Origin of the sequence: Algibacter lectus, assembly GCF_004368925.1 — a bacterium.
In the GTDB taxonomy this organism is placed as follows: domain Bacteria; phylum Bacteroidota; class Bacteroidia; order Flavobacteriales; family Flavobacteriaceae; genus Algibacter; species Algibacter lectus.
Map to the genome: position 1 here is coordinate 297,027 of NZ_SORL01000009.1, position 14,487 is coordinate 311,513.

Annotated in this window: 14 protein-coding genes; all 14 read right to left on the reverse strand. The window is 33.5% G+C overall.

The features are described 5' to 3' along the window. Nucleotides 1-101: 101 nt before the first annotated feature. The 14 genes from DFQ06_RS13885 to DFQ06_RS13950 all read right to left on the reverse strand — a co-directional run bounded on the left by DFQ06_RS13885 (nt 102) and on the right by DFQ06_RS13950 (nt 14,457). Entirely contained in the window at nt 102-1,070 is a 969-nt protein-coding gene (locus DFQ06_RS13885) for a bile acid:sodium symporter family protein (RefSeq protein ID WP_133968284.1), read from the reverse strand. 108 nt (nt 1,071-1,178) lie between these two features. Next, nucleotides 1,179-1,721 carry a hypothetical protein gene (locus DFQ06_RS13890; RefSeq protein ID WP_133968286.1) on the reverse strand — a complete coding sequence of 181 codons (543 nt, stop codon included), beginning with the start codon at nt 1,719-1,721 and terminating at the stop codon, nt 1,179-1,181. Nucleotides 1,722-1,776: 55 nt separating this feature from the next. Then, nucleotides 1,777-3,051, reverse strand: a complete 1,275-nt coding sequence (gene argH, locus DFQ06_RS13895) for an argininosuccinate lyase (RefSeq protein WP_042495887.1) — start codon at nt 3,049-3,051, stop codon at nt 1,777-1,779. Between the two features lie 80 nt (nt 3,052-3,131). After that, nucleotides 3,132-4,202: a M20 family metallo-hydrolase gene (locus DFQ06_RS13900; protein ID WP_042505877.1), complete on the reverse strand. Its 1,071-nt coding sequence runs from the start codon at nt 4,200-4,202 to the stop codon at nt 3,132-3,134. A 2-nt stretch (nt 4,203-4,204) separates the two neighbouring features. After that, complete coding sequence (gene argB, locus DFQ06_RS13905; protein WP_133968288.1) at nt 4,205-4,984, reverse strand: acetylglutamate kinase; 780 nt, start codon at nt 4,982-4,984, stop codon at nt 4,205-4,207. Continuing rightward, a complete protein-coding gene (locus DFQ06_RS13910) occupies nt 4,985-5,923 on the reverse strand; it encodes a Rossmann-fold NAD(P)-binding domain-containing protein (protein WP_133968290.1) in 939 nt (312 codons plus the stop codon). It lies immediately after the preceding gene. A gap of 99 nt (nt 5,924-6,022) precedes the next feature. Next, nucleotides 6,023-6,787: a glutamate 5-kinase gene (gene proB / locus DFQ06_RS13915; protein WP_074938000.1), complete on the reverse strand. Its 765-nt coding sequence runs from the start codon at nt 6,785-6,787 to the stop codon at nt 6,023-6,025. Between the two features lies 1 nt (nt 6,788). Then, the gene (locus DFQ06_RS13920; RefSeq protein ID WP_133968292.1) at nt 6,789-7,982 is read right to left on the reverse strand and encodes a glutamate-5-semialdehyde dehydrogenase; all 1,194 of its coding nucleotides are present in this window, start codon (nt 7,980-7,982) and stop codon (nt 6,789-6,791) included. 138 nt (nt 7,983-8,120) lie between these two features. After that, on the reverse strand, nt 8,121-9,275 hold the full coding sequence (locus DFQ06_RS13925) for an aspartate aminotransferase family protein (protein ID WP_042505881.1): 1,155 nt from the start codon (nt 9,273-9,275) through the stop codon (nt 8,121-8,123). 2 nt (nt 9,276-9,277) lie between these two features. Further along, complete coding sequence (proC, locus tag DFQ06_RS13930; RefSeq protein WP_133968294.1) at nt 9,278-10,072, reverse strand: pyrroline-5-carboxylate reductase; 795 nt, start codon at nt 10,070-10,072, stop codon at nt 9,278-9,280. A 239-nt stretch (nt 10,073-10,311) separates the two neighbouring features. Further along, complete coding sequence (argC, locus tag DFQ06_RS13935) at nt 10,312-11,295, reverse strand: N-acetyl-gamma-glutamyl-phosphate reductase (RefSeq protein WP_133968296.1); 984 nt, start codon at nt 11,293-11,295, stop codon at nt 10,312-10,314. A gap of 85 nt (nt 11,296-11,380) precedes the next feature. Further along, a complete protein-coding gene (locus tag DFQ06_RS13940; RefSeq protein ID WP_042495901.1) occupies nt 11,381-12,562 on the reverse strand; it encodes an argininosuccinate synthase in 1,182 nt (393 codons plus the stop codon). Nucleotides 12,563-12,592: 30 nt separating this feature from the next. After that, nucleotides 12,593-13,165, reverse strand: coding sequence for a GNAT family N-acetyltransferase (locus tag DFQ06_RS13945; protein ID WP_042495904.1), 573 nt, complete (start codon nt 13,163-13,165; stop codon nt 12,593-12,595). Between the two features lie 455 nt (nt 13,166-13,620). Next, nucleotides 13,621-14,457, reverse strand: coding sequence for a ThuA domain-containing protein (locus tag DFQ06_RS13950; protein WP_235833548.1), 837 nt, complete (start codon nt 14,455-14,457; stop codon nt 13,621-13,623). Nucleotides 14,458-14,487 lie beyond the last annotated feature (30 nt).

Sequence of the window (14,487 nt, forward strand, 5' to 3'; positions counted from 1 at the left end):
ATCCCTAACGCAAGTATCCGCTAAAGTTCTAGAACAAGTATTAAGTAATTGTTTCTTTGTAGAAATCTACACTTGCAAAACAGAATATACGGTATAAAACCCTAATCTTCCCGTTTAGACAATCGCGTTGCTATTATGGTAATAATTAATATTTGCGACGCATGAAACAGCATTAAAGGCAATAAAACAATACCAATAGAAGCCATATTCCCAAATATAATTTTAGAAAACACCGTACCATGTACTAAAGATTTCTTGGTGCCGCAAAATTGCGCCGTAATCTGGTCTTCCTTGATAAAATTCATTTTTATAGATAAGAAACCGATCAAAACAAAAACAATAAAAAACAGCACTAACACAGCTACAAAAAGCAATAACAAATCGAATACCGAAACCGAACTAAATATGTTTCCTGTAAAAGATTCAGCAAAACTCTTGTAAATAATAAGCAGAATAATAGATTTATCAAAAAGCGTAAGTTTCGCACTATGCTTTTGAACAAAAGCTCCAAAATAGCGCTGTAACCCAAGCCCTAAAACAACAGGTAAAATAATTTGAACAATAAGCTTAATGTAAATAGCCGTAAAGTCAAAATCGGTTTGAGCATCATTAACAAAAAGCCCCATCCAGAGTGGCGTTAAAGCAACACCAATAATACCAGAAATACTAGCATTAAAAATAGCAGCAGGTATATTGCCTTTTGCCATAGACACCATAACCACAGATGATGATACGGTAGACGGCAACGCTGCTAAAAAAAAGAACGCCAACCAAATGGTTTCTTGAGCCTCATTTTGCATTAACGGACGCAAAGCAAGCACTAACATCGGGAAAATTAAAAACGTAGCACTTTGCACTAACACATGTAGCTTCCAGTTTTTAAGTCCTGCTTTTAGCTTTGCCGGACTCAACTTAAGCCCGTAAAAAAAGAATATAAGAGAAATTCCTATCGCACTAATCGTGTCGATAGGAATTTTGCTTTCACTTACGCCCCATTGCGGGAAAAAATAAGCGAATATTATAACACCTATAATAGATAAAACAAATTTATCAATTTTAATTTTCTGCATCTTTAAAATTATAAAATACGATACAATATTAATATAGTTAAGTGTTTAAGGATAACATTTTAAGAAAACAAGTTCTTCAAAATAAATCTAACTTTTATTAGCAAAGCTCTATTTCGAATTAAGATTTATAATTTCTTCTACAAAACTGTTATAATCAAATCTTCTTTCTAAAACTATACTTCGTAATACCTCATAATCGTTCAGTTTCTGAGCAATTTTTTTCTTGTTTTTCAGTTTTATAAAGCCAAAAACCTTAAACATAACAAACTTATTGTCAAAATCTAACAACAAAATAGGGCTTTTCAAAGAATTTGAACTTTCTTCTGTAGTTTCGAATAAGGTAAACCTACCTTCATCTATTAATTTAGCAAATTTATAGTAACCAAAACTGCCTATTTTTTTTATAAATCTTTTTAGATAAAGTTCTTCTTTAACCTTGTAGCCTTCAATTAAATCAGGTGTTAAATGCTCCGTAGAGCCATCCATACTTTTCTTGAATTTAACACTATCAAAAGAAATACTTTTAGTTTTAACAAATCCATGAATAGTATCTGTTTTAGTAAATACTGATGCTTTAATCCAATTACCATTTTCTTGTGAAAACGTTATTTGTGTGAAAAATATAAATAATAAAACAACTGTTCTAAACATTATTTTCATAAATTGTATAAACTAGAAACAATAATAAAATACGTTCCGACTAAAATTAAACAGGGAACTTAGCACGAATTTTATCTAAACATAAGTTATGAATACTTCCGGCATGTGTGTGCTTTTTAGAGGTATCAGGGACATAAGTACCATCTTGCACCTGTCCGCCAATTTTTTGATAAGCCTCTCTAAAACTTTGTCCTTCTACAACCAAAGTATTTATATTATCAACTGTGAAAAGGTATTTATATAAATCGCTATTTACATCAACGTCTTTCACTATAATTTGCTGAATAGAATAGTTAAAAATATCCAAGATATCTTTTAATTCTTCGAAAGCAGCAATCATGTTTTCTTTCAATAATTGGTAATCTCTGTGGTATCCACTTGGTAAATTATTGGTTATTAAAACCATTTCACCTTGTAAGGCTTGTATTTTATTACACTTACCTCTAATTAACTCAAAAACATCTGGATTTTTCTTGTGTGGCATAATGCTACTTCCCGTTGTTAATTCGTCTGGAAAAGAAATAAACCCAAAATTCTGACTCATATATAAACAGGTATCCATTGCAAAACGAGACAGTGTGTTACACAAACTACCTAGAGCCATAGCAATAGTACGTTCGTTTTTACCACGGCCCATTTGTGCTGCAACCACATTGTATTTAAGTGTTGCAAAACCCATTTCTTTAGTCGTTAATTCTCTATCGATAGGAAAAGAGCTTCCGTAACCAGCAGCCGAACCTAACGGATTTTGATCTACCGTTTTTATAGCAGCATCTAACAGAAACACGTCATCAATCATTAATTCTGCGTATGCAGAAAACCACAACCCAAAAGATGATGGCATAGCTACTTGCAAGTGCGTATAGCCAGGTAAAACCTTATCTTTATAAGTATCAGCTAAATCTAAAAGTGTATTAAAAAGCGTTTTAGTTTTATCTTTTATAACACTCAAATTATCTTTATAATATAAATGGCATGCCACTAAAACCTGATCGTTTCTAGAACGCGCTGTGTGTATTTTTTTTCCAACTTCACCTAAAGATTTGGTAAGCTCGAATTCAATTTTAGAGTGTACATCTTCAAACTGTGCATCGATAACAAAAGTACCATCTTCAATTTGTTCTTCTAAAACTTTTAAACCTCGTAACAAATCGACTAACTCTTCAACAGAAATAATTCCGATTTTTTGAAGCATTTTAGCATGTGCACGCGATGCAATTACATCGTACTTTGCAATATGAATATCAATTTCTCTATCGTTTCCAACAGTAAATTGTTCTATTTTTTTATCTATTGAAATACCTTTATCCCACAACTTCATCTTAATACTTTTTTTCTGTTTCCGCGAAAGCGAAAATCTATTATTTTAAAGAAAGAAGAACAATCTACTTTCCATTTTTTTTATTTTACGATAACCTTATCTAGTAATTTAATATACAAATCGACACCTTCTACTATTTCATGTAAATGAATAAATTCATCCGCTGAATGTGAACGCGTACTATCTCCAGGTCCTAGTTTTAAAGATGGACACGTTAATGTGGCTTGATCTGATAATGTTGGCGAACCATAAGTAGATCGTCCCATTTCGATACCTGCTTTCACTAAATCGTGATCCATTGGAATACAAGATGAATTTAAACGTAAACTACGAGGCGTAATACTTGTACATGGCGATTTTTCTTGTAAAATCTCAGCGATTTCTGTATTGGTATATGCATCGTTTACACGTACATCGACAACCAAATCTACATGGCCAGGCACCACATTATGCTGAGATCCTGCATTAATTTGTGTTACCGTTAACTTCACATCACCTAAAGCTTCAGAACCTTTTTCGAACTTAAAATCTTTAAACCATTGTAAAACTTCTATGGTGTTATAAATAGAATTATTATCGTTTGGATGTGCCGCATGACTTGGCGTTCCAGCTACAACAGCATCAAAAACCACAAGTCCTTTTTCAGCTACAGCTAAATTCATTAAAGTCGGTTCGCCTACAATAGCCACATCAACGTGTGGTATTACAGCCAACATACTATTTAAACCATTTGGCCCGCTGCTTTCTTCTTCCGCGGAAGCGACAATAACCAAATTGTATTTTAAATTATCATGATTGTAAAAATGAGTAAACGTCGCAATTAAAGATACCAAACATCCTCCAGCGTCATTACTTCCTAAACCGTATAATTTCCCGTCTTCTACAATAGCTTTAAAAGGATCTTTGGTATATGCTGAATTTGGTTTTACGGTATCGTGATGTGAGTTTAAAAGTAATGTTGGTTTACTCTCATCAAAATGTTTGTTTACTGCCCAAACATTATTTTGTGTACGTTTAAAATCAATATTATAACGCTTAAACCAATCTTCGATATGTAACGCCGTTGGATCCTCTTCCGAAGAAAAAGATTGTGTTTCTATCAGCTTTTTTAAAAGTAAAATGGCATCATTTGTTAAATCTTGCTGCGTCATTTTTATAAAGTTATTTTTGTAAAATTATCATTTTCTTGGGTTAACATTTCTGTATTCCCCATGTTTATTGTGCTAACGCCATTTTTTAAAGCAGCAAAGCAGTTTTCTAGTTTTGGTAACATACCATCGGCAATAATACCTTTTGCTAACAAATCTTGATACAGGCTATTATCAATATGTTTAACAACAGAATTTTTGTCGTTAATGTCTTCTAAAACCCCGTTTAATTCAAAACAATAATAAATAGATGTATCGTATAATTTACTCATTCCAATAGCCACTTGAGACGTTATAGTATCGGCATTTGTGTTTAATAATTGCCCATTACCATCGTGAGAAATAGCACAAAATACCGGTGTAAAACCGGCTTGAATTAATTTATCTATAGAGTCGTGAGCGACGCTTTCTACATCGCCTACAAAACCAAAATCAATATCTTTCACAGGACGTTTAACCGATTGAATACTATTAATATCTGCACCTGTTAATCCAATAGCATTGGTATTTAAAGCCTGAAGTTTGGCAACAACATTTTTGTTAACCAAGCCACCATAAACCATGGTTATCACCTCTAAAGTTTCGGCATCGGTAATACGTCTGCCATTTACCATTTGAGACTCAATTCCTAATTTTGATGCTATATGTGTAGCACGTTTACCGCCACCATGCACTAAGATTTTCTTACCTTCCAAATTAGCAAACAACTTTAGAAAAGCTTGTAATGAGGTTTCGTCTTCAATAATATTACCTCCTATTTTTATAATTGATAATTTTTCTTTCATCTATAAGTTTTCTAAAATCTTCTTGAGTACTAATTGAGCTGCAAATGTTCTATTATTTGCTTGTTGAATCACTAAAGAGCTATCACTATCTAAAACAGCATCTTCCACAACTAAGTTTCGTCTAACTGGTAAACAGTGCATAAATTTAGCTTCACCAATTTTCTCTTTGGTAATCATCCATTCCGGATCAATATTATCAACTAAACCATAATCTTCATAAGAACTCCAGTTTTTTGTGTAAACAAAATCGGCATCTTTAAAAGCATCTTCTTGATTGTGATAAATTGGCGTATCGCCCGTAATTACCGGGTTTAAATTATAACCTTCTGGATTTGCAATTACAAACTCCACATCCATTTTTCTCATGGCTTGCGTAAAACTATTTGCAACCGCATGTGGCAACGCTTTAACGTGTGGCGCCCAACTTAACACAACTTTTGGTTTAGACACTTTAGCGTGCTCCGCAATAGTAATAGCATCGGTTAAACCTTGTAATGGATGACCTGTAGCACTTTCCATACTTATAACAGGCACTGATGCAAACTTTTTAAAAGACTCTAAAACATATTCACTTTCGTCCAATGCTCTATCGGTTAAACTTGGAAATGCACGAACTGCAATAATATCGCAATATTGAGATATCACAGCGGCAGCTTCTTTTATGTGTTCCGCTGTACTACCATTCATAACAGTGCCATCTCCAAACTCAATTCCCCAAGCATCGCCAGAAACATTCATTACAATAGGATTCATTCCTAAATTTAAAGCCGCTTTTTGCGTGCTTAAACGTGTACGCAAACTAGAATTAAAAAACAATAAACCTAAGGTTTTGTTTTTTCCTAATTCAATGCCTTGTAACGGGTTTTCCTTTAAGGCTTTCGCTTCTTCAATCCAAGTATGGATGTTATCTATATCGTTAATGGATGTGTAATGTTTCATTTTTTAAACTTATTTTTTAAAACTTCTTGGTTTCGAAAACCCCAAAAAGTCTTGTACTTTAATTATTTATTTCAGGCTACATTCACCTAAAAATTTTCACTATTTTATTTTAGTAAAGGGCACTTTATTATCAAAAGCGTTGGTTATAAAATCGTCTTCCAAACCGTTTACAATCCAAGTTTCTATATTAGCTTTCTTGGTAACAGCAGCAGCTTCAATTTTAGACTCCATACCTCCACTTCCGTGGGAAGATTTAGAATTTACCACTTGAGCTCTCAAACCATCAAAGTCGGTAACCTCAGCAATAGTTTCAGGCACACCTTTCTCTATAGACTCTTTTGTATAAATCCCGTTAGTATTAGTCGCTATTACAAGTAAATCCACCTCTAAAAGAGAAGCTGTTAAAGCGGCTAATTTATCGTTATCACCAAATTTAATCTCATCTGTAGCTACCGTATCATTTTCATTGATAATAGGAATGTAATTGTTTTGCACCAAAACATTTATGGTGTTTACAATATTGGTTTTACTTTCCTGTTTTTCAAAATCGGAATACGATAATAAACACTGAGATGTTAATAAACCGTATTCTCTAAAAATTTCTTGGTAAATACGAATTAAATGTGGCTGACCAATAGATGCCAAGGCTTGTTTTACAAAAACATCTTCCTGCTTACTTTCTAACTTTACAAACTGTTTTGCTACAGCTATTGCGCCAGAACTTACAATAATAAACTCGCAAGTATCTTGAAGTTTTGCTATTTGATTGGCAACATCTTCAATTTTACCACGGGAAATATTGTTGGTCTCTTTGGTAAGTGTATTAGACCCTATTTTTAATAAAATTCGTTTCTTTTTCTGCATGCTATCTTGTTTGTCCGTTACCATGAACATACCATTTGTTGGTAACTAAATGCTGCAAACCAATTGGTCCGCGTTGATGTAATTTATCTGTACTGATAGCCAATTCGCCACCTAAACCTAATTGTCCACCATCGGTAAAACGTGTGGATGCATTATGGTAAACTGCTGCCGTATCTACATTTTCCATAAACATTTTAGCTTCGTCATTATTTGTAGTAACAATAACGGACGAATGTCCACCAGAATATTTATTAATCATGGCAATGGTATCTTGGTTAGATGCTATTTCACCAATAAGTATTTTATAATCTAAAAATTCTTTATACCAAATATCATCTGAAGTAATTACTTCTACCTCATGATTTTTTGAAATACTAGCATCACCTAAAACTTCAATATTAGCTTCTTTTAATTTTGCAATTAATCGATTTACAAATGTTGCTTTATCCGCAAGATTTTTATCAATTAAAATTTTATCAACCGCATTACACGCAGAAATTTTAGATTTTCCATTCATAATAACATCAATAGCAATATCTAAATCGGCATCTTTATGCACATAAACAAAATTATTACCACGTCCAGAGATAATCACTGGGCACGTAGCATGCTCTTTTACAAAAGCAATTAACCGCTCGCCACCACGTGGTACAATTAAATCAACTTTCTGCGTTGGCTTTTCTAAAAAAGCTTGAGTTTCTGTACGGTTAAATTGTAAATACTCCACCCAATCGGTTGATGCACCTTGCTCTTCTAAAGCTTGGTGCCATAATTCAACAATTTTTAAATTTGATTTTAAAGACTCTTTCCCGCCCTTTAATAAAATTTTGTTTCCTGATTTGAATGCAATTCCTGCTGCTTCTACAGTAACATCTGGACGAGATTCGTATATAATTAAAACCGTACCAAACGATGCTGTTTTATTATAAACCTGCATCCCGTTATCATGCTTAAAACTAAAACGCTCTACACCAACTGGATCTTCCTGCGAAGCCAAATGCGTAACAGATTTTATCATTTCATCAACTTTAAAATCATCAACCTTTAATCGGTCGAACATTGAAATATCGTCACCTTTATAAGCTTCTAAATCTGTTTTATTAATGCTAATTATCTCCTGACGCTCCTGTTCTAAAAGCTTTGCCATTTTTAACAAAACAGCATTTCTAGTTTCTATGGATAATAGGGTGTTCATTTTTTAATATTCAGTTTTTTTTTAGTAAACAGACCTCAGTCTACCGTAATTGGTGTAAAATTTTTGAAAAGTATAGATTAAGCCATTCTCTTATTTCATTAATCTTCCGTCTATTTTCTTTTCTCTTTATTCTATCTTTTAATTTTCTACTTCTAATTCCTCAACCTCGCTTAAAACTTCAACTAAAGCTTCAAAAAACATATTAATATGCTCTTTTCTAATGGTTAATGGAGGTAAAATTCTCAACAAGTTTTTATTCATGGCACCACCAGTAAAAATATGATGCTTATATATTAACTCTTTGCGTAAATCGCCAACTTCAAAATCGAACTCCAAACCAATCATTAAGCCTTTACCTTTTATGGCTTTTATCTGCGGAATTGTTTTAGCCAGTTTCACGAAATAACACGACATCTCGTTTACGTTATCCATTAATTTTTCGCCTTCAATCACACTCAAAACAGATAAACCTGCAGCACAAGCCAAGTGGTTTCCACCAAACGTAGTACCTAACATACCAAATTTAGCTTCGATGCTTGGATGAATTAAAATACCACCTATTGGAAAACCATTCCCCATACCTTTGGCTATAGAAATAACATCTGGTGTTACATTATAATGTTGAAATGCAAAGAATTTTCCCGAACGGCCATAACCAGACTGAACCTCATCGGCAATAAAGAATGTATTGTTTGCTTTACAAAGCAAATCTACCTGTTCAAAAAATTCAGCAGTACCTTGATCTAATCCTCCAACACCTTGTATAAATTCAACAATTACAGCACAAACATCACCTTTTTCAAGTTCTCTTTTTACACCTTCAATATCATTTAAAGGTAAAATAGTTACGGCTTGTTGCGAGTTTATTGGCGCTATAATATTTTTATTATCGGTTACAGCAACAGCTGCCGATGTTCTACCATGAAATCCATTGCTAAAAGCAACAACACGTTTTTTGTTTGTTTTAAAAGATGCCAATTTTAAAGCATTCTCATTTGCCTCTGCACCTGAATTACACAAAAACAACTCGTAACCTTCACAGCCAGAAAGCGTTTCTAATCTTTCAGCCAGTGTAACCTGTAACGGATTTTGCACCGCGTTAGAATAAAAACCAAGCGCAGCAACCTGATTAGAAATCGCTGCCACATATTTTGGATGTGCATGTCCGATAGAAATTACGGCATGACCACCATAAAGATCTAAATATTCGTTTCCTTTTTCATCATAAACATAGATGCCTTTGCCCGATACAGGCGTAACATCATACAACGGATATACATTAAATAGTGGCATAACTAATTATTTTTTATCTGATTAATTTTTTCAAAAGATGCATTTATTCCTTTTATCAGCGACGAACTTAAACCGCGGTGTTCCATTTCATTCAAACCTTCAATAGTACAACCACTAGGTGTAGTTACACGGTCTATTTCCTCTTCTGGGTGCTTACCCGATTCTTTCAATAAACTAGCTGCGCCAAAACATGTTTGCATTGCTAATTGATGAGCTTCGTGTGCCTCAAAACCTAATTGAACCGCTCCTTGCGTTGTTGCACGAATTAAGCGCATCCAAAAAGCAATACCACTCGCACAAATTACTGTAGCGGCTTGTAATTGTTCCTCCGGAATTTCCAATGACGTCCCCATACTATTAAAAATAGTTATTGCTAAGTCAATTTGTTCCTTTCCTTTTTTATTGGTAGAAATACAAGTCATTGATTGTCCAACAGATGCCGCAGTATTTGGCATAGCACGCACCACGTAACTATCTTCACCAACAATAGCCTCAATTCTCGCAATAGCAAAACCGGTAATAACAGAAATTAAAACATGTGCTTTAGTTAAATGTGGTTTCAGGTCGTTTAAAATACCCTCAAAATGTCTCGGTTGAATGGCAAAAATTAAAATATCTGCATGTTTTACGGCCTCAACATTATCGGTAGTTAACGTTACTTTTTCCGAATTATCAAAATCTTTTAAAGCGCTTAAATTTCGTTTTGTTAAATACAAACTCGTCAACGCTTCCGAACTTAACAAGCCCTTTGCAATCGACTGCCCCAAGCTACCTGCACCAATTATGGCTACTCTCATAATGCCTAATTTTATATAAGTTTTTTTATTTCCGTGACAACGAAAACTTAATTTTCAGTTCTGTTTTGACGTTAGCACAAGAGTCCGGCTTTATTCGTTGATTTCTATTTCGAATCAAAGAAATCATGAATATAAATGTTTCTCTACTCGCTTCCTTACGTTGGTCGCGGAGCTCAAACATGCCATTCTATTCCTAACACGCCACTGTTATGTGCTTACTCTAGTTCTAAAATAATATTCTAGAAATAAGTAGCTTTTAAACCTAAGCCAGTAGTTTCTTCTAAACCAAACATCAAATTCATGTTCTGCACGGCTTGTCCCGAAGCTCCTTTTAATAAATTATCGATAATACTAGTCACCAATAATTTACCGTTATGCTTATGTAAATGTATTAAACATTTATTAGTATTTACTACTTGTTTTAAATGTAATTGATCATCCGATACAAAAGTGAATTTGGCATCTTTATAAAAATCTTTATAAATTGTTTTTGCGTCTTCAATAGTACCTTCAAAATCGGTGTAAAGTGTTGCAAAAATCCCTCTAGGAAAATCACCTCTATTTGGCATAAATAAAATCTCAGTAGCAAAATCACTTTGCAATTGCTTAACCGATTGATTTATTTCACCTAAATGCTGATGCGTAAATGGTTTGTAGTATGAAAAGTTATTATCTCTCCAAGTAAAATGTGTTGTTGCAGACAACGATGTTCCTGCACCAGTAGCACCTGTTACAGCATTAATATGCACATCTTTACTTATTAAACCTTTACCTGCCAAAGGCAACAACCCTAACTGAATTGCCGTAGCAAAACACCCCGGATTTGCAATATAATTTGCAGTTTTAATAGCTTCACGTTGCAATTCTGGTAAACCGTAAACAAATGTTTTACCATCAAAAACCTTATCGGCTTCTAATCTAAAATCATTTCCTAAATCTATTATTTTTGTGTTATCAGAAAACGTATTGTTCGATAAAAACTTCACCGAATTCCCGTGACCTAAACATAAAAATAAAACATCTACATCTGGGTTAACAGTATCGGTAAATTCTTGATCCAACGTTCCTACTAAATCTTGATGTATTTTACTTATTTTGTTTCCGGCATTCGATGTGCTAAATACAAAATTGATATTTGTATTTGGGTGATGGATTAATAAACGAATTAACTCACCAGCCGTATAACCAGCACCTCCAATAATTCCAACTTCAATATTTCTCATTATATACTATTTTTGTTCATTTCGCCGTATTAAAATTATGTATTTTCTTAATACTTCGAAATAACTCAATTATTCAATTCAAGTTCTATTCCTGAGAATTTACTTGTCTGTATATTTTATTTTGGTTTCCGAAAATCTTAATAAAACCTTTAGCGTCATCTGCCGTCCAAGCTTTGTTTTCTTCACCGTAAGTACTAAACTTACTCGACATTAAATCGTGATCTGAAACAATACCATCCAAAGAAAAGTGATAAGGTTTTAAAGTAACCACAACATTACCAGAAACCATTTTCTGAGAACTTTGTAAAAATGCTTCTGTATCCCTCATTACTGGATCTAAATATTGCCCTTCATGCAAATGCATACCGTAAAAACTAGACAAATAATCCTTATGTTGTAATTGCCATTTTGTTAAAGTATGCTTCTCTAACAAGTGGTGTGCTTTTACTGTAATTAAAGCAGCTGCGGCTTCAAAACCAACACGTCCTTTAGTTCCAACAATAGTATCTCCAACGTGAATATCTCTACCAATAGCATAAGCCGAAGCTATATTATTTAAATTTTCAATATTTACTTCTGGAGCATTTTCCTCACCATTTAGCGCAACAAACTCTCCATTTTTAAAGGTTAGTGTTACTTTCTCTTCTCCTTCTTTTTCTAATTGAGATGGATAAGCTTCACTTGGTAAAGGTTTTTCAGACTTTAACGTCTCTACACCTCCTACACTAGTTCCCCAAAGCCCTTTATTTACAGAGTATTTTGACTTTTCCCAAGGCATATCAATACCTTCAGATTTTAAATAATCTATTTCCTCTTGTCTAGCTAATTTTTTATCTCTAATTGGCGTAATAATTTTAATATTTGGTGCTAAGGTTTGAAAAATCATATCGAAACGAACTTGATCATTACCTGCTCCTGTACTACCATGTGCAATATATTCTGCATCAATACTTTTAGCATATTCAATAATTTCTATAGCTTGAATAATACGCTCTGCACTTACAGACAATGGATATGTACCGTTCTTTAAAACATTACCGAAAATTAAATACTTCACTACTTTTTGGTAAAACGTAGCTACGGCATCAATATTTTTATAAGTTGAAACCCCCATTTTATAGGCATTACTTTCAATATGCTTAATTTCTTCAGTTGTAAAACCACCAGTATTTACACTTACAGCGTGTACATCATATTCTTTTGATAAACTTACGGCACAGTAAGATGTATCTAATCCTCCACTGTATGCTATGACTAATTTTTTCATTGTATAATTTTATATAACTTATTCTATAATTTAAATTTGTTTTAATTGACCTATTTCAGACTTGAAACAATCATTAACGTAATATTTGAAATTCAACTCATCACGTAATTTCCCCAATTTCTCAAGCTCCTCAACTAATACTGTAGACATTTTTGCCAAGGTAACGTGCGTCATCCCTAACAACTCGTTATAGTGATGTACTTTAGGTGTTTGGGCTACGGAAATAAGAAAGGTATCGGAGAACAACTCGGTCATTCTAGACATTAGCAATAACCCAAGGTTACAATTACGGCAATCGCGATCTACCCATAAAGAGGTACGTTCGTAAACAGAATGCCCTTTTACTTGATGTTCGTGAACAAAAATATGCCCATAAATTCTATCATTTTTTTTCAATATAAAACAGCCATTTTCAGCACGTGTTCTTAACATCTCGACATCTACATAATATAACGTAGCGAGCTCTTTAGATCGTTCTGAAATTAATTCTAACGTTTTATTTGAAAGTTTATAAACAAGCTTTATTTCTATCTCTTCCTCAGAACAATAGGCCTCAGCTTTCTCTATAACACTCTTGATGTCTGCGTTCAATATAGTATCCATTTTACAATACCTTCAAGGTATATTTTTACTTCATTCAAAACCAATAAATGATTTTAAAACAAATGATTAGCTTAAGTATTAAATACTTAAAAAATCTTTAAAAAAATAACGAAAATTGGAAAGCAAATAGCTTTCTTAATTGAAAAGCCCCATGGGGCGAATTTCAGGAATACGCACAACAGTTGTTTTAGTATTTGCTACTAAAACAGAAGAGATAAGAGATATGTTGTTTCCTGTTTTCACTGAATAACTACCTTAACTATTAACTCTAAATCGTCGGCGTGAGCCCCTTTCGTTAATATAAGCCGCAAAATTACAACTAATTATGAATTACACAACATTAAACATAAAAAATAGAGTAGATTTATATTTAATGTTGTGCAATTATATTAATCTGATATTTTTGCTATCAAAAACATTAATAAATTACTATTTCTTGAATAATTCAATAACCTCTATTTTGCTAAATTGAAATTTCTTGTAGATACATTATCGGCAGATGGAAAATCTGCTGGCAATTCTATTTGAGTCACTTTATTAGTTGCAGCCCACTCTACCCCGCGTTTTAACAAGGTGATAAAACCAACACACTCAAATGATTTTGTATCGTGCCCCAAAGTAGTATGAAATATTCTTCCTTTACCATAATCAACAACCATAGCTACAGGTTCTTTTTGTTCTAGCCCTGGTTTTTTCTTTGTAGATACAGCAGTTGATAAAATGGTTACATTCTCGGCAGGCCCTCTAAGAAACGCATAACATTCATCTGGCGCATGCATCCAAACCTTTGGCATTCCTTTAGTAATTGGATGCTCGGTATTGTAGTTTGTTACGGCAAAAGCCTCTCTTTTACCATGAGTTCCTCCTTTTCCTGGACTATAATCTTTCTTTGGCTTATTGTCTTTATCGACATATAAATAAGGACCATGTTTTTCGGTACGACCACCCCAACCGCCTATAGCAATCATTTCATTATAAGCTGTCCATTCTGGAAAGCTATTATCGGCAGCATGCACACTAACAAATCCGCCTCCTTTTTTAATATATTTTTCAAACTTCTTTTGAACTTTCTCAGGCCATGATGCTGCTTTGTATCCAAAATTAGAAATTACCACATCGTACTTTGAAAATTTTGGGTTAAAACCAGGATCTGTTTTAGGTTTCCCCTCAATGCCTTCTCCTACGTTTGCCAACGCTAACCAATCTTTATTTTCTTCACTATTATTTAAATATTTCGTTCTAGCAATATCTACAGTAAACATACCTGTTTCTTCAAGGTACTGCTTCATCATAATCGTTGATTTTGGCCAAACCGTATGATT